The following is a 16,023-nucleotide window of genomic DNA, read 5'->3' as shown; positions in this document are numbered from 1 at the left end:
CGCCCAGCACGCACGCTCGCGGCGTTGGCCAATAGCCCTGGTAGCTCCGCTACAAGGGCTTCCGGCCGCCTTGCGATCGCACGCGCTGGACGACGGCGCCCGGCCGGGCGCCGCCACCCCCTCGGGGAGGGACCGAGAACGTCTCCCGCGATCAGACGATGCCCTCGGAGATCTCCGACTGTTCGCGGGCGTTGCCGTAGGCCTGCGGGGTGCTGTACGAGCCGCGGGCGATGTACCACCAGACGGTTGCCAGCGCCAGCACGACGGCGAGCGCGATCACCGCGTAGTTCATCGAGTCGACGGTCACCGGGTTGGTCTGCGGCAGGCAGAAGAGCACGGTGACCAGGGCCACCCACACCACGGCGATCCAGCCGATGGGCTTGGACCAGCGGCCCAGAGTCCAGGGGCCCGGCTCGAAGCGGCCCTTGGCGCGCAGCTTGAGGAAGATCGGGATGGCGTAGGCGGGGGTGATGCCGATGACGTTGATGGCCGTGACCGCGCCGTACGCGGTCGCCGAGTACAGGGACGGCACGGCGAGCACGGCCGCGACGATGACCGACAGCCACACCGCGGGGACCGGGGTCTGCGTACGGCCGCTGACGCGCCGCCACAGCGCGGAGCCCGGGAGCGCGTTGTCGCGGCTGAAGGCGAACACCATCCGGCTGGCCGCCGCGACCTCCGCGTTGCCGCAGAAGAGCTGCGCGACGATGACGAGGAGGAGCAGCGCGGTCGCGCCGCTGGTGCCGAGGGCGTCGATGAGGATCTGCGCGGGCGGCACGCCGGTGGCGCTGTTCTGGGCGCCCGCGTAGTCCTGGATGGCGAAGGTGAGGCCGGCCAGCAGGGCGAACCCGGCGATCCAGGAGACCCAGATGGCCCGGACGATGCCGCGCGCCGCCGTGACGGAGGCGTTCGAGGTCTCCTCCGAGAGGTGGGCGGAGGCGTCGTAGCCGCAGAAGGTGTACTGGGCGAGCAGCAGGCCGATGGCCGCGACGTAGAGCGGGTTCTGCCAGCCGGTGTCGTTCACGAACTCGGTGAAGACGAAGGACGGCGACTGGTGGCTGTCGGGGATGACCGCGAGCGCGCCGACGATGACGGCGACACCGACCAGGTGCCACCACACGCTGATGGAGTTGAGGACGCTGACCAGCCGGACACCGAAGAGGTTCAGCACGGCGTGCAGGAGGAGAATGCAGAGGAATATGACAAAGGTCCAGCCGGGGGTGGGGCTGAAACCGAACTGGAGGTTGAGGAAGGCTCCGGTGAACAGCGCGGCGCCGTAGTCGATTCCGGCGATCGCGCCGAGCAGTCCGAGCAGGTTGAGCCAGCCGGTGTACCAGCCCCACTTGCGTCCGCCGAGCCGGTCGGCCATGTAGTAGAGAGCGCCCGAGGTCGGGTACGCGCTGGTGACCTCGGCGAGCGCCATGCCGACGCAGAGGACGAAGAGTCCGACACCGGCCCAGCCCCAGAGCATCACGGCCGGGCCGCCGGTGCCCATGCCGAAGCCGTAGAGCGTCATGCAGCCGGACAGGATGGAGATGACGGAGAAGCTGATGGCGAAGTTGCCGAAGCCGCCCATCCGGCGGGCGAGCACCGGCTGGTAACCGAGCTCGCGCAGCCGCTTCTCCTCGTCCACCGGTGGCGCGGGCTCGGTCTTCGACCAGGTCGGCGGGGAAACGGACATGGAACTACCTCCGGGGAGCAACACAAAAAGGGGTGGGGACGGGGGCGACGGGGCGGACGGAGGGGAACCGGCCGCAGGGGGGTGAGGGCGGTGAGCGGTACGGGGCGGTGAATCAGCCGGAGGGGCCCTTCCGGGGCTCGCGAACGGCGCTGAGGCAGCGGCTGCGGGCCCGCAGGAACACGTCCTCGGCCTCGGCGGCGTCGCCGGGCCGGCGCGTACGGTACGCCCAGGGCAGGGAGACGTAGTACGGGCCGAGCGCCTCGAACACCCGGGCCGCCTCGCTGAACTGGAGGGCGCCCCACAGGGCGTGCGCGAGCTGGTTGAGGTCGAGCAGCGACGCCTCGGCCAGGACGGCGTGGTCGAACCAGAGGTTCAGCGCCCGCAGGGCGTCGCGGGTGGCGTCCTCCGTGACCCAGTGCAGGTCGAGGGCTTTCTCATGGCCGTTGTCGCGACGGTAGCGCTCCGTCCTGACGAACAGCGGCATGGCGTGCAGCGACGATCCCTCGGGGGCGGAGGAGGCGGCCCACTGCACGAAGTTGACCGCTTCGGAGAGGGATCCGTCGGACCGCCGCGCGTACACGAACTGCAGCATGCGGTGGTACGCCTCGCGGTTGTACGGATCGCGCTTGTCCACCTCGGCCAGCAGGGCCCAGGGACCGGGGAAGAGCATCGGGCCGGGGGGCGGCAGCCGGTGCTCCTCCAGCCGCTGCTCGGTGTCGAGTTGGGACAGTGCCAGCAGACAGACCCAGGGCACCGGGTCCCCGGGGACCTGCCGGGCGGCGGTGCCGCACGCCTCCCACGCCTGCTGCCACAGCTCCTGGGTGCGCGCGTGTCCCTCGCGGTGGGCGCGCACGGCGCGTTCGACCAGGACGCGGGTGTGCATGACGGTGGCGGCGGTGCTGTCGGGCTCCTCGCTCCGCCAGGCCCGTACGGCGTCGGATCCGGCGGCCACGGCGGCCAGTACCTGGGTGCGCTGGGTCCACAGGGACCATTCGCGGGTCTCGGCGAGGAGGTTGCGCATCGAGACCCAGCGTCCGGCGCGCAACTCCTGCACGGCGGCGCGCAGATCGTTGTCGTGGCCGGCCGGGTGGTAGACGGGGCGGAAGTTGTCACTCGCCATCAGTGGTGCTCCGTCCGCCTGTTGGGCCGTATCCGCCGCCCGTTGGGCCGTACAGGGGCCCGCGCGAGCCCGGCGAGATCCGAACGGGAGTCCCTAGCACCGGCCCTCCGCCCCCGTCCCTGGTGGCCCCGGGACCCGGGGGCGACGGGCGGTGCCGTGGGCCAGGAGACCGCCGGCGGGGCGCCCGGATGAATGGATGATCGGCATAGATCCTCAAGGACAGTGGGGGGTGAAACGTTCCGGCTGGGTACTGCGAAGGCGTGGTCGTACCGCGCCCACCGAGAGGGCGGGCTGATCGAGCCCACCCTGCCGCTGCGGCGATCAGTGTAGGGGCCGCCGTCCGCCCCCTCGAACACTTTGCTGATCTTTCGCAACTCTCCGTTGATCAAGCGAGGTGACGCGGGGTCCGGTCGGGCCGTCCGGAGCGCCCGGGGCGGGTGACGTAACGGGAGGACATCGGCGGAGCCGGTACGGATCGGTCCGCACCGGGCGCGTCCGGTCCCGTGGAGCCCCCGCGACCGCTCCCACCTGCACCGCCGTGACCTGCGCCACTCCTGCCCCCGGGCCCGTTCCCACCGGCCCCCGGGGTGCGCACCCGGCGGGAGAGCCGGCCCGTCCGAGCAGTCGAACAGGCCACGCCGTCCACGCGGAACTGTGACCCAACCGGAATATATGAAGTACGCACCGTAGCCGGGACCATGTTTCGCGCGCCGCCGCGCGCCCCGTGGACCACACCCCGGGTCGGGGCCGGGCACCGGCGCCGACCTGGGAGGACCGTATACGGGGGCCTCATTGCAGGCGCACACGACGGCACATGCCGCCGGCTCTGCCCCGCGGCCGTTCGCGCGGGCGCGCGCCCGCGCGCGGGTGGCATACGAAGCCTGCGGCGGGGGCGCGCCAAAGGGGCGGCCCCACCGGCGAGGGGGTGCGCCGATGGGGCCGGGAAGGCTCAAGCGGCCGAGGGGGAAGGGCCGTGAGCGTGGTCCTGTCGAAAGGCGTGTGCCCGCTCTCCGACGACCTATGCGTCCCGCGCGAGGCGGATTTCTCCGGCTTCCCGCGACCGGGCGCGGCGGGGCGCCCTTCCCCGCGCGGTGAACGGTGAGTGACCGCCTCCGGTCCGGCGACCGAGGGCCCGGCGACGCTTCGCCGCCGCGGTGATCCCTGTGTGGAGATGGGTGTCGGACGTTGGAGCGTCGTTCACTCGCAGGCCACGCCCGATGTCAAGCATCAAGGTGCAGCCAGGGGCCGTCCCCGGCACGCTTGCCGACGCGCTCGTACTCGGGAGACCGGATCATGACACGCATACGCTCCGCAGTCACCGCCGTCGACCGCCGTTCCTTCCTCACCGCGACCGGAGCGGTCGGTGTCTCGGCGGGGATCGGGCTGGCGCTCGGCGCGGGCGGCAACTCGGGCGCGGCGTCCGCGGCCTCGGCGGCGTCCGCCGTGCCGAGTCCCCGTGGCCCGGTGGCCCCGACGGCCACCGCCGCCCCCGTCCGGGCGCCTGCCGCGCCCGCCCGTACGACGCTGGACACGGTCGCCACCCCGCGCGACACGGCCGCCGCGTTCCGCCGGCTCGGCGACGGTCCCGGATGGCGCCGGGTCGTACGGGAGCAGTTGGCGGCCCCGCGGGCCGGTCGCGCCGGGCGGCGTACCGTGCTCAGCTCCTTCGTACAGCTGACCGATCTGCACCTGGTGGATGTCCAGCACCCCGTACGCACCGAGTACCTGCGCTCGCAGCAGCTCTCCGGGTGGCGCCCGCAGGAGGCCCTGACGGTGCCGGGCGCGGTGGCGCTGATCGAGCAGATCAACGCGCTCAGGACGGGTCCCGCGACGGGGGCGCCGCTCTCGTTCGCCGTGACGACCGGGGACAACACCGACAACAACTCGCACGCGGAACTCGACTGGTTCCTCACGGTGATGAGCGGCGGCCGGGTCACCCCGAACACGGGCGACCCGCGCCGCTACGAGGGGGTGCAGAACTCCGGCGAGCGGCTGTTCTGGCACCCCGAGGACGGCCTGCGCGACACCGACAAGCGGCTCGGCTACCCCCGTGTCGACGGATTTCTCGCCGCCGCGGTCCGCTCGGTCAACAGCCCGGGGCTGCGCATCCCGTGGTACTCGACCGTCGGCAACCACGACGGGCTGGCGAGCGGCGCGATGGCCGACCGGAGCGGATTCCTCGCGGACTTCGCCGTCGGCTCGAAGAAGCTGTACGGCATCCCGGACGCCGAGGCGAAGGAGATGCTGAAGCTGCTCTCGAAGGGCGGCGACCCCTCCGGTGCCAAGCTGATCGACCTGCTGCGCCGTTCGAAGCGACGGATGCGCACGATCACACCGGACCCGGGCCGGGCGCCGTTCGGTCCGCGCGACTACCTGAAGGCGCACCTCGATCCGGCGCGCGCCGGGGCGGGTCCGGCCGGGCACGGATACACCGCGGCCAACCTCGACGGCGACACGCTCTACTACACCTTCCCGATGGGCGAGAACGTCACCGGGATCAGTCTCGACACCACCGACCGGGGCGGGCACTTCACGGGCTCGCTCAACACCGCGCAGTTCACCTGGCTGAAGCGGACGCTCAAGGAGCTCCGGGACGGTTACGTCGTGGTCTTCAGCCACCACAACAGCTGGACGATGACCAACACCCACCCCGACCCGGCCCACCCCGGCGAGTCGCGGCACAACGGTGACGAGGTGCTGGCGCTGCTGGGGCGCAGTCCGCAGGTGCTGGCCTGGGTGAACGGGCACAGTCACCGCAACGCGATCGCGCCGCGCGGCGGTTTCTGGGAGATCTCCACGGCCTCGCACATCGACTTCCCGCAGCTCGCCCGGGTCATCGAGATCGCGGACAACAACGACGGCACGCTGTCGCTGTTCACCACCCTGATCGAGTCGTCCGCGCCGCACCGCACCGACTTCGGGGACCTCTCGCAGACCGGGCTCGCGGCGCTCTACCGGGAGCTGTCGCACAACGCGCCCGGCTCGACCACCGCTCCGGCGGGCACATCGACGGACCGCAACACCGAGTTGCTGCTGACGCGCTGACGCCGACGGAACGTCCGACCGCCGACAGGAACAGGTGAGCCGGACCGCCCGTCAGCCGTCGATCAGGCGCTGGACGGCGGGGGCGTACAGGTCGGCGATCCCCTCCGGGGTCGTCCGGCCGCCGGCGCCGGAGCGGTAGAGGCTCTGCACCGCGCCGAGGCCCAGCAGTTGTCCGGCGATCAGCTCGGCGCGCAGGGTGCGGTCGCGGCCGGTCAGCAGGGCGGCGAGGCGCTGGGTGATCTGTTCGTCGAAGCGTTCCCGCAGCAGGGCGCGCTCGTCATCGTTGCCCAGCGCGAACACCACGCGCAGCAGCGGGTCCCCCTGCTGCTCGCGGCGGCTGCGCACCAGGGTGAGGACCAGATGGCGGCCGAGTTCGCCGAGGGGCGCGGCGAAGAGCTGGTCGGCGGCGGGACCGAAGTCCGCGACCGTGTTGAACAGCCGTTCCTTGGTACTGAAGTGCTTGACGATCAGCGAGGCGCTGACGCCCGCGTCGGCGGCGATACCCCGCAGCGTCACCTCGGCGTACGGCCGGAAGGCGAACGCGCGCCGCGCGGCACGCAGGATCGCGGCCCGTCCCGTCCCGGCGTCGACGTCCGCACCGGCGCCGGCCGCCGGCGCGGCGGTGGCCCGCGGGTCCGTTGCCCGCCCGTTCATGCGCCCTCCTGGGCCAGCGACTTCGCACGGTCCCGGCCGACCCTACCGGTGGTGGTGTCCGGCTGCCGCGGCAGACACAGCGTGACGGCCAGCGCGAGCAGCGCCGCGGTGCCCGCGAGGACGAAGACCAGCAGATAGGCGCCGAGGGTGGGGGCGGTGCGCCCGCCGGCGTCGAAGGTCATACGGGCGAGTACGGCGGCCACGGCGGCGCTGCAGCACGCCTGCCCGACCGAGCGCATCAGGGTGTTGAGACCGTTGGCCGCCCCGGTCTCGCTCACCGGCACCCCGCGCATCACCAGCGCGGGCAGGGCCGAGTAGGCGATCGCGGTGCCAGCGGCGACCACAGTGGCGCCGAGGACGATCGTCCAGAGCCGGTGGCTGGTGAAGAAGCGCACCACGTAGCCGACGGCGAGGATGCCGGAGGCGATCGCGAGGGTGGTCCGCGGTCCGTACGCGGCGGAGATCCGCGCGGAGACGGGCGACAGCGCGACCATCGTCAGGCCCCCGGGCAGCAGGCAGAGTCCGCTGACGACGATCGAGGCGCCCAGACCGTAGCCGGTGGCCTTCGGTTCCTGGACCATCTGGGCGGTGGACAGGGAGTTGGCGTAGAAGGCGAAGCCGATCAGCAGGGCGGCGATGTTGGTCAGCAGCACCGCGGGGCGCGCGGAGACCCGGAGATCGACCATGGGTGAGGAGACGCGCAGCTCGTAACGGCCCCAGACGAGCCCGGTCACCACGGCGAGGAGCAGCAGTCCGAGGGTGCGGGCCGACGTCCAGCCCCAGTCGCCGCCCTGGGTGACCGCCAGCAGCAGGCTGACCAGGGCCGTGGCCAGGCCGAGCGCGCCCGGTGCGTCGAACCGGCCGCGCGAGCGCCGGGGCGACTCCGGTACGCAGAGCAGGACGAGCGCGATGTCGAGCAGCCCGAGCGCGGCCGACGCCCAGAACATGGTGTGCCAGTCGTAGTGCTCGACGACCAGCGCGGCGACGGGCAGTCCGACGGCCGCGCCGATGCCCAGGGTCGAACTCATCAGCGCGACGGAGGACAGGACGCGCTCGGGCGCCAGTTCGTCGCGCATGATGCTGATGCCCAGCGGTACGACGGCGAGGGCGGCGCCCTGGAGCGCCCGTCCAGCGATCAGCACGCCGATGTGGGAGCTGACGGCGCACAGCACGGACCCGGCGGCCAGCACGCCGAGGGAGGCGATGAGGACGCGGCGCTTGCCGTACATGTCGCCGACCCGGCCGAGTACGGGCGTGCAGACGGCGCCGGTGAGCAGGGTGACGGTGACCAGCCAGCTCGCCGCGGTCGGGGTGGCGCCGGTGAGCGCGGGGACGTGCGGGAGCAGCGGGACGACGAGTGTCTGCATGACGGCGACGACCACCCCGCAGAAGGCCAGGACGGCGACGAGGAACCGGGGGTGCGGGGCCTCGGGGGGCGGTCCGGCGGGGCCGGCCGCGGATATGGCTTCGGACATCTCGCTCCGTACGGTGAGGGGCCGGTGGGGGTGCGGGGACCGACGCACCCACCACGAGGCGGGTACGCGCAAGGGACATGCGCGGGATACGCGCGCGGGGTACGCGCGCGGGGTACGCGCGGAGTACGCGCGAGCCGGCGGGGTGCACAAGCGTTCACCTCCACGGTAAACGCCTGTGCACCCCCACGCCAGACCAAAGGTGCACAAGCGTTCACCCCGTCCTGCCTTGGGGGGACACGACCGGACCCGGCACACTGTCCTCGGCCGCCGGGGATCCGGTGCCCGCCCGACGACCGCCGTGGGAGGCACGATGGCGCTCCAGATCAGCGCGACCAATCCGGAGCAGCCGGCCGTACTCCTCGACCTCCCCTGGAACATCCCGCTCGACCGGTGGCCCGACGCGTGCCTGGTCGCGCTGCCACGCGGCATCTCGCGCCATGTGGTCCGCTTCGCGTCGGCCGGCCCCGAGATCGTGGCGGTCAAGGAGATATCCGAGCGCGGCGCGGTGCGCGAGTTCGGGCTGCTGCGCGATCTGCACCGGCTCGGCATCCCCGCCGTGGATCCGGTGGCGGTGGTGACCGGCCGGATGGACGGGGACGGCGCGCCGCTGGAGCCGGCGCTGATCACCCGCCATCTCAAGGGCTCGCTGCCGTACCGCTCGATGTTCGAGTCGACGATGCGCCCGAGCACGGTCAAGCGGCTCATGGACGCGCTGGCGGTGCTGCTCGTACGGCTCCATCTCGCCGGGTTCGCCTGGGGCGACTGCTCGCTGTCCAACGCGCTCTTCCGGCGGGACGCCGGGGCGTACGCCGCCTATCTGGTGGACGCCGAGACCGGTCAGCTCCAGCAGAATCTCAGCCGGGGACAGCGCGAGTACGACATCGAACTGGCCCGGGTCAACATCGCCGGGGAGCTGATGGACCTGGAGGCGTCGGGCGCGCTCCACCCCTCCGTCGACCCGGTGCCCTTCGGCGCCGCGATCGTACGGCGGTACGAGGACCTGTGGCACGAGGTCACGCGGGAGTCGGTGTACCCGGTGGACAAGCGCCACTACATCGACCGGCGGATCCGCCGCCTCAACGATCTCGGCTTCGACGTGGCGGAGATGCAGATCGAACGCTCCCCTCAGGGCGACACCGTGACGTTCCTGCCGAAGGTCGTGGACGCCGGCCATCACCAGCGCCAGTTGCTGCGGCTGACCGGGCTGGACGCCGAGGAGAACCAGGCGCGGCGGCTGCTCAACGACCTGGAGAGCTGGATGGCGGGCGAGGACGACTACGCCCCCGGCGATCCGCTGGGGGCCAGGCCCGAGGTGCTGGCCCACCGCTGGGTGCGCGACGTGTTCCGGCCGACGGTACGGGCCGTACCGCTGGAGCTGCGCGGTGAGATGGACGCGGCGCAGATCTACCACGAGGTGCTGGAGCACCGCTGGTACCTGTCGGAGGCGGCGGGGCGCGACATCGGTCTGGAGGCGACGATCGAGGACTACCTGGCGCATGTGCTGCCCCGCGAGGTGGCCGCGCTGGCGCCGCCGGCGGACCCCTCGGCCGACCTCTCCCCCTGACCGGGGCGGTCACTGGAGGGCGCGTACCGCCGCCGTGAAGAGCGACGGCGCCCGCGCCGCCGCCGGGACCAGCAGCCGGGCGCCCGCCGGGCGGCCCGCGACCCTCAGCAGCCCCTCCGTCAGCAGCCGGTGGCGGCGGGTCAGCGCGCGCCACGCCCGCTCGTACGCCTGGGGCCGCCCGGCCCGCAGGCAGCCCACCGCCACCCGGGCGGACGCCAGCGCGAGGGCGATGCCCTCGCCGGTGAGCGCGTCGACATAGCCCGCCGCGTCGCCCACGAGCAGCACCCGCCCCGCCGTCCGGTGGCGTACCCGGCGCCGCAGCGGACCCGCGCCGCGCACGGCTCCGGCGGGCGCTCCCGCGAGCCGGGCCCGCAGCTCGGGGAAGGCGGCGAGGTGGTCGTCGTAGCCGCGCCTGACCGTGCTCAGTACGGCGACCCCCACCAGGTCCGGGGCCACCGGCGTCACGTACGCCTCACCGTCCTCGCCGGTCGCCGACCAGTGGACCTCGACGAAGTCCGTCCACGGCGCGACGCGGTAGTGCCGCCGCTGCCCGTAGCGCCGAGGGCCCCGGCCGGGCAGTTCCAGGCCGAGGCTGCGCCGTACCGGTGAGTGCAGGCCGTCCGCGGCCACCAGCCAGCGCGCCCGCAGGCCGCCCGCGGTCACCCCGTCGGCGCGCTGCTCGATCTCGCCGACCCGGCCGCCGACGATCCGTACGCCGGTCTCCTCGGCCCGCCGCGCCAGCGCCGCGTGCAGGGCGGTGCGGCGTACGCCGAGGCCGGGGCCCGCGTCGAAGGCGGCCTCCGCGCGCTCCGCGCCCCGGACGTACCGGATCCCGCGCAGGGTCTGGCCCCCGGGGCCGCCGGGCCCTTCGAGGCCGAGGACGCCCAGCGCGCGCACGCCGCTCGGCAGCACGCCCTCGCCGCAGGCCTTGTCGACCGGGGTGGCGCGCGGCTCGATCACCACGGTCTCCAGTCCGGCCAGGGCGGCGTGCACGGCGGTGGCGAGTCCGGCCGGACCACCACCGGCCACCAGCAGGTCGATCACGGCAGGGCGCCCGCCCCGGCCATCCGCAGCGCGCTGTTCTCACACCGGGTCCGTACGGTCAGCAGCGCGGCGTTGAGGACGGTGAACACCAGCGCGGTCAGCCAGGCACCGTGCACGAGGGGCAGCGCGACGCCCTCGGCCGCCACCGCCACGTAGTTGGGGTGGCGCAGCAGCCGGTACGGGCCGTCCGTCACCAGCGGGAGCCCGGGCACCACCAGGACCCGGGTGTTCCAGCGCGGCCCCAGGGTGCGCACGCACCACCAGCGCAGCCCCTGCGCGGCGACCACGACGGCGAGCATGGTCCAGCCGAGGACGGGCACGAACGGCCGGTCGGCGAGCGCCACTTCGGCGAGGCAGCCGAAGAGCAGCCCGGTGTGCAGGACGACCATCGGCGGGTAGTGTCCCCGCCCCCGTTCGACGGCGCCGCGCGCCAGGCTCCAGCGGGCGTTGCGGCGGGCGACGGCCAGTTCGGCGACGCGCTCCGCGCCGACGGCCAGGACGAGCGCGGTGTACCAGATCATCTTCTTCCTTGTTTCTTCCCTGTCACTTCTCTCCTCGTGGTGCGGCTACCACTCGTGGTGCGGCTACCAGCGGAGCAGGACCAGTTCGGAGCAGAATCCGGGCCCCATCGCGAGCAGCAGCCCCGCCGTGCCGGCCTGGGGCGGCCGCTCGGCCAGGGTGTCGCGCAGGACGTGCAGCACCGAGGACGAGGACAGGTTGCCCACGGCGGCCAGCGAGCTCCAGGTGAGGTCCAGGGCGTCGGGCGGGAGTTCGAGGACCTCCTCGATCGCCTCCAGGACCTTGGGGCCGCCGGGGTGGCACACCCAGGCGGTGATGTCCTCGCGCCCCAGGCCGTGGCCGGCGAGGAAGCCGTCCACGTCGGCGGCGAGATTCTTCCGTACGACGTCCGGAACGCTCGCGTCCAGGACGATCCGGAAACCGGAGCCGGTGACGTCCCAGCCCATCACGTGTTCGGTGTCCGGGTAGAGATGGCCGCGCGCGTCGAGGACCCGGGGCCCCGTGACGCGGCGCCGGGCCCCGCAGGCGACGACCGCCGCCGCCCCGTCGCCGAAGAGCCCGGAGGCGACGAGGTTGGCCGTGGAGAGGTCGTCCCGCTGGAAGGTGAGCGAGCACAGCTCCACGGAGAGCAGGACGGCGACGTCGTCGGGGTGGCCCAGCAGGTAGTCGTGCAGCCGGGCGATGCCCGCCGCTCCCGCGACACAGCCGAGGCCGAAGACCGGTACGCGCTTGACGTCGGGGCGCAGCCCGAGCCGCCCCACCAGGAGGGCGTCCACGGACGGCGCGGCGATGCCGGTGACGGACGTGAACATCAGCAGGTCGACATCGCGCGGGGAGAGCCCCGCGGCGTCCAGCGCGCCGCCGACGGCCTCGATGCCCAGCGGGACCGCCGCTGCGATGAAGGCGTCGTTGACCGTGCCGAAGTCGTCGAGGGCGCCGTACCGGTCGAGAGGAAGGGCCGTATGACGGGTGGTCACGCGGGTGGCTTGGTGCAGCCGGTCGAGCACCCGACGGTCGGCCCCGGCGGGCAGACAGCAGGCGGCGACGGTGTCCGTGAGGTCCTGCTGGCTGTGCTGATGCGGAGCCAGGGCTCCGTGGACGGCTGCGATGCGGGTCATCTGCGGTCCGAGGTCGGGGGCGACTGACGTGAAATCCCTGCCCCCGCACCGCCGCGCCACACGTGAAGTCGCCTGTACGGCCCCTCCGGTGGCGGCCCGGTGGACGGGGCCGCGGGGGACCCTACGATGGGCGGATGGACGCGAGGGACGAAGCGGGCATCACGGTCGGCGGCTCCCTCGGCGGGGTGCCGGGGTGGTGGCCGCGCTCGGCGGGGGCGCTGCCGAGGGCGTGTCACCCGGGGCCGACGGCCGCGGTGACGCTGCTGGTGGCGGGGCTCGCGGTGGCCGCCGGACAGGACGGTCCCGGCTGTGTCCTCGCGACGGCGGCCGTGCTGACGGGGCAGCTCTCCATCGGCTGGAGCAATGACGCGGTCGACGCGGCGCGGGACGGCGCGGCGGGCCGGCGGACCAAGCCCGTGGCGGACGGGGCGCTGACCGCGCGCACCGTACGCGGCGCCGCGCTGATCGCGCTGGCCCTGTGCGTACCCCTCTCCCTGCTGTACGGGGCGCTCGCGGGGACGGTGCATCTGGTGGGGGTGGCCGCGGGCTGGGCGTACAACCTGGGTCTGAAGTCGACGGCGGCGTCCTGGCTGCCGTACGCCGTCGGGTTCGCCTCGCTGCCCGCCTTCGTGACGCTCGGTCTGCCGGGACGGCCGCCGCCGGCCTGGTGGGTGGTGGCCGCGTCGGCGCTGGTGGGGGTCGGGGCGCACCTCGGCAATGTGCTGCCGGACATCGCGGACGACCTGGCGGCCGGGGTACGCGGCTGGCCGCAGCGGCTGGGCCCCTCGGGCGTCCGGCTGCTGCTGCCCGCCCCGCTGGTCGCGGCCACGGCGCTGCTGGCGCTGGGCCGCCCCGGCGGAGCGGGGGCGCTCGCCCTGGTGGTGGCGCTGGTCGCCGCGACGGGCGGCGCGCTGCTGGGGCGCCGCCGGCCGAAGGCGCCGTTCCTGGCCGCCGTCGTCGTCGCGGCGGTCGATGTGGTGCTGCTGCTGTGGCGGGGGACGGCACTCACCTGAGGCACCGCCGGCCCCGCTCCCCCGCCGGGCGGGCCGCGGGTCAGGCGGCGCCGAGCCGGGCGCCGAGGAAGGCGAGCGTACGGTCCCACGCCCGCCCGGCGGCCTCGGCGTGGTACGCCTCGGGGCGGCTGTCGTTGAAGAAGGCGTGGCCGGCGCCCTCGTAGACATGGAAGACCGGGACGATGCCGGACTGGGCCTCGATGGTGGCCTTGAGCTCGTCGAGGGTGGCGACCGGTACGGTGTCGTCCCGCTCCCCGTAGTGGCCGAGGATCTCCGCCTTGAGCCTGGAGAAGTCCGGGACGCCGTCCTTGTTGACGCCGTAGAACGGCACGGCGGCGGAGACCCGCGGGTCCGCGGCGGCGAGGCCGAGCACGAAGCCGCCGCCCATGCAGAAGCCGATGGCTCCGACCGTGCCGCCCTCCGTCTCGGGCCGGTCCAGCAGGTAGCCCACCGCTCCGGAGAGCAGTTCGACGCCCCGCGCGGTGGGCAGTTCGGTCATCAGCCGCACCGCTTCGCCGGAGTCGTGGGCCACCTGGCCGCCGTACAGGTCGGGGGCGAGCGCGACATAACCGGCCTGTGCGAAGCGGTCGGCGATGTCCTTGATGTGGGCGGTCAGGCCCCACCATTCCTGGATGACGACGATGCCGGGGCCGTGTCCGGCGGGCGGTACGGCGAGATAGCCGTAGGCGGTGGTCCCGGCGCTCGGGAAGGAGACGTTCTGGAGGGTCGGCTCGGTCGGCATGGTGCTGCTCCCAACTGACGGCGGATCGGTGGCCCGAGGTCGTGGCCCGGGACCGAACGGGTCGTTGCCAGGGGATCGTAGGGAAGCGGGCGCGTCCGGGGCGCCGCGCCGCTCCGGCGGGGCACCCGGTCCGTGGTCCGTTCCACCCCGGAGTGTACGTTCGTACGCTCCGGGCGGTAGGGTCGCCGTCATGCCGACGGACTACTTCGCGGACGATCCGCGCACCCACCTCGAACGCATGCTGGCGGGGGATCTCTACATCGCCGACGACCCCGAGATCGCCGAGCGGCAGCAGCGGGCCGTACGCCTGGCGGCGCGGTACCAGGCCGCCTACACCGAGGACGCCCGCGCCGCCGGACCCGTACTGGCCGAACTGCTGGGCGCGGTCGGCGACCAGGCGCATGTACGGCCGCCGCTGTACGTCGACTACGGCAGCAACATCACCATCGGGGCCCGTACGTTCGTCAACTACAACCTGACCGCGCTGGACGTCGCGGCGATCACCATCGGGGAGGACTGCCAGATCGGGCCGAACGTCCAACTCCTCACCCCCACACACCCGCTGGAACCGGCGCCACGGCGCGACAAGCTCGAAGCCGCGCTCCCCATCACCATCGGGGACAACGTCTGGCTCGGCGGCGGCGCCATCGTCTGCCCCGGCGTGACGATCGGGGACAACAGCGTCATCGGCGCCGGCGCGGTGGTCACCAAGGACATCCCCGCGAACGTGGTCGCCGTCGGCAGTCCCGCCCGGCCGATCCGCACCCTCTGAGGCACGCCGGATGGCCACCGGACACACGGACCCACGGCGCCGCGAGCGCATCCTCGCCGCGACCCTCGACCACATCGCGGAGGAAGGCGTGGCCGGTGTCTCCCACCGCAAGATCGCCGCCCGCGCCGCCGTCCCCCTCGGCTCGATGACGTACCACTTCGCCGCCATGGACGAGCTGCTGCGCGAAGCCTTCACGCGCTTCGCCGACCGGGTCGTGGCCGTCTTCGAGGAGCACCTGGGCCGTGCGGACAGCCCGGAACAGGCCCGCGAGGCCGTCACCGACCTGGTGCACACGCTCTCCGAGGGCCCCCGCCGCGACCTCGTCCTGACCCAGGAGCTCTACACCCTCGCCGCCCGGCGCCCGGAGTACCAGGAGCTGACGCAGGCGTGGATGGGCCGCAGCAGACAGCTGCTGGAACGGCACTTCGACCCCGACACGGCACGCCAGCTCGACGCGCTGATCGAGGGGCTCGCCCTGCACCGCGCCCTCAACAACGGCGCGCCGCACAGCCGCGCACTGACCCTCCGGGCGGTCACGCGCATCACCACCGCCTGACGGCGGCCACGGGAGGCCCGTGGCCGGAGCGGCACCGGGGCAGTACCGGACCGGCCGGAATCCGGGCGTACCGGCACAGAACCGGGGCCCCGGCGGTGCGGGTTGAACCGGATTGCCCGTACGGGCACGCGTCGGCGGTCCCGGACGTTGTCGGATTGGTTCTGTGTGACACCTGAGGAGAGATGACCGAATGGCCCTGTGGGACCGGTTCAAGGAATCCGCCGCGACGATGCAGACGCAGCTCATGGCGAAGAAGAACGATCTCAAGAGCGGCGCCTTCCGTGACGCGAGCATGGCCATGTGCGCCCTGGTCGCCGCCGCGGACGGCTCCGTCGACCCGTCGGAGCGGCAGCGGGTGGCTTCGCTGATCGCCTCCAACGAGGTGCTGCAGAACTTCCCGGCGGAGGACCTCCAGCGGCGCTTCGACGACTATCTCAACAAACTCACGGCCGACTTCGCCTTCGGCAAGGTCACCGTTCTCCAGGAGATCGCCAAGGCGAAGAAGAAGCCCGCCGAGGCGCGGGCGGTCGTCCAGATCGGCATCGTCATCGGCGGCGCCGACGGCGACTTCGACAAGACGGAGCAGGCCATCGTCCGCGAGGCGTGCTTCGCGCTGGACCTGCCGCCGCACGAGTTCGACCTCTGAGTCCGGCCGCGGGGGGGGGGGGGGGGGGCGACCCCCGCCCCCCCGCGCCGCTGGCCCGCGATCAGGAGAACTCA

The 16,023-nt window shown here is 73.3% G+C and carries 14 protein-coding genes; 6 read left to right on the top strand and 8 right to left on the bottom strand.

All coding sequences use genetic code 11. The features are described 5' to 3' along the window. Positions 1-151: 151 nt before the first annotated feature. Together AB0P17_RS42170 and AB0P17_RS42165 are read right to left on the bottom strand one after the other, a co-directional pair. The gene (locus tag AB0P17_RS42170; RefSeq protein WP_365820257.1) at positions 152-1,681 is read right to left on the bottom strand and encodes an amino acid permease; all 1,530 of its coding nucleotides are present in this window, start codon (positions 1,679-1,681) and stop codon (positions 152-154) included. 112 nt (positions 1,682-1,793) lie between these two features. Then, a complete protein-coding gene (locus tag AB0P17_RS42165) occupies positions 1,794-2,801 on the bottom strand; it encodes a hypothetical protein (RefSeq protein WP_365820255.1) in 1,008 nt (335 codons plus the stop codon). Between the two features lie 1,293 nt (positions 2,802-4,094). On the opposite strand from AB0P17_RS42165, the gene AB0P17_RS42160 reads away from it, so the two are divergent. Beyond that, the gene (locus tag AB0P17_RS42160) at positions 4,095-5,846 is read left to right on the top strand and encodes a TIGR03767 family metallophosphoesterase (protein ID WP_365820253.1); all 1,752 of its coding nucleotides are present in this window, start codon (positions 4,095-4,097) and stop codon (positions 5,844-5,846) included. 51 nt (positions 5,847-5,897) lie between these two features. Here the strand turns inward: AB0P17_RS42160 and AB0P17_RS42155 are convergent, their stop codons facing one another. Continuing rightward, positions 5,898-6,500 (bottom strand): TetR family transcriptional regulator, encoded by a 603-nt coding sequence (locus tag AB0P17_RS42155; RefSeq protein WP_365820251.1) that lies wholly within the window; start codon positions 6,498-6,500, stop codon positions 5,898-5,900. Beyond that, a complete protein-coding gene (locus tag AB0P17_RS42150; RefSeq protein WP_365820249.1) occupies positions 6,497-7,975 on the bottom strand; it encodes an MFS transporter in 1,479 nt (492 codons plus the stop codon). The genes AB0P17_RS42155 and AB0P17_RS42150 overlap by 4 nt, the downstream gene beginning before the upstream one ends. Positions 7,976-8,285: 310 nt before the next feature. Here AB0P17_RS42150 and AB0P17_RS42145 point away from each other — a divergent pair, with 310 nt between their 5' ends. Continuing rightward, on the top strand, positions 8,286-9,539 hold the full coding sequence (locus tag AB0P17_RS42145; RefSeq protein WP_365820247.1) for a DUF4032 domain-containing protein: 1,254 nt from the start codon (positions 8,286-8,288) through the stop codon (positions 9,537-9,539). Positions 9,540-9,548: 9 nt separating this feature from the next. On the opposite strand, the gene AB0P17_RS42140 is transcribed toward AB0P17_RS42145, so the two are convergent. From AB0P17_RS42140 to AB0P17_RS42130, 3 genes are all read right to left on the bottom strand, one after another. Next, the gene (locus tag AB0P17_RS42140; protein ID WP_365820245.1) at positions 9,549-10,583 is read right to left on the bottom strand and encodes an NAD(P)/FAD-dependent oxidoreductase; all 1,035 of its coding nucleotides are present in this window, start codon (positions 10,581-10,583) and stop codon (positions 9,549-9,551) included. Then, positions 10,580-11,104: an isoprenylcysteine carboxyl methyltransferase family protein gene (locus tag AB0P17_RS42135; RefSeq protein ID WP_365820243.1), complete on the bottom strand. Its 525-nt coding sequence runs from the start codon at positions 11,102-11,104 to the stop codon at positions 10,580-10,582. Before AB0P17_RS42135 ends, AB0P17_RS42140 begins: the two co-directional genes overlap by 4 nt. A gap of 63 nt (positions 11,105-11,167) precedes the next feature. Further along, complete coding sequence (locus AB0P17_RS42130; RefSeq protein ID WP_365820241.1) at positions 11,168-12,220, bottom strand: 3-oxoacyl-[acyl-carrier-protein] synthase III C-terminal domain-containing protein; 1,053 nt, start codon at positions 12,218-12,220, stop codon at positions 11,168-11,170. Between the two features lie 134 nt (positions 12,221-12,354). Between AB0P17_RS42130 and AB0P17_RS42125 the strand changes: the two genes are divergently transcribed. Next, the gene (locus tag AB0P17_RS42125) at positions 12,355-13,233 is read left to right on the top strand and encodes a UbiA family prenyltransferase (protein WP_365820239.1); all 879 of its coding nucleotides are present in this window, start codon (positions 12,355-12,357) and stop codon (positions 13,231-13,233) included. A gap of 40 nt (positions 13,234-13,273) precedes the next feature. On the opposite strand, the gene AB0P17_RS42120 is transcribed toward AB0P17_RS42125, so the two are convergent. Continuing rightward, on the bottom strand, positions 13,274-13,975 hold the full coding sequence (locus AB0P17_RS42120; protein WP_365820237.1) for a dienelactone hydrolase family protein: 702 nt from the start codon (positions 13,973-13,975) through the stop codon (positions 13,274-13,276). Between the two features lie 190 nt (positions 13,976-14,165). Between AB0P17_RS42120 and AB0P17_RS42115 the strand changes: the two genes are divergently transcribed. The 3 genes from AB0P17_RS42115 to AB0P17_RS42105 all read left to right on the top strand — a co-directional run bounded on the left by AB0P17_RS42115 (position 14,166) and on the right by AB0P17_RS42105 (position 15,949). Beyond that, positions 14,166-14,747 carry a sugar O-acetyltransferase gene (locus tag AB0P17_RS42115; RefSeq protein WP_365820235.1) on the top strand — a complete coding sequence of 194 codons (582 nt, stop codon included), beginning with the start codon at positions 14,166-14,168 and terminating at the stop codon, positions 14,745-14,747. A 10-nt stretch (positions 14,748-14,757) separates the two neighbouring features. Beyond that, positions 14,758-15,303 carry a TetR family transcriptional regulator gene (locus tag AB0P17_RS42110; protein WP_365820233.1) on the top strand — a complete coding sequence of 182 codons (546 nt, stop codon included), beginning with the start codon at positions 14,758-14,760 and terminating at the stop codon, positions 15,301-15,303. 190 nt (positions 15,304-15,493) lie between these two features. After that, a complete protein-coding gene (locus AB0P17_RS42105) occupies positions 15,494-15,949 on the top strand; it encodes a TerB family tellurite resistance protein (protein WP_365820231.1) in 456 nt (151 codons plus the stop codon). Positions 15,950-16,023 lie beyond the last annotated feature (74 nt).

Source organism: Streptomyces sp. NPDC088124 (assembly GCF_040685895.1).
Classification (GTDB): domain Bacteria; phylum Actinomycetota; class Actinomycetes; order Streptomycetales; family Streptomycetaceae; genus Streptomyces.
The sequence above is the reverse complement of the archived record's forward strand: the minus strand, read 5'-3'. Positions and strand labels throughout refer to the sequence as shown.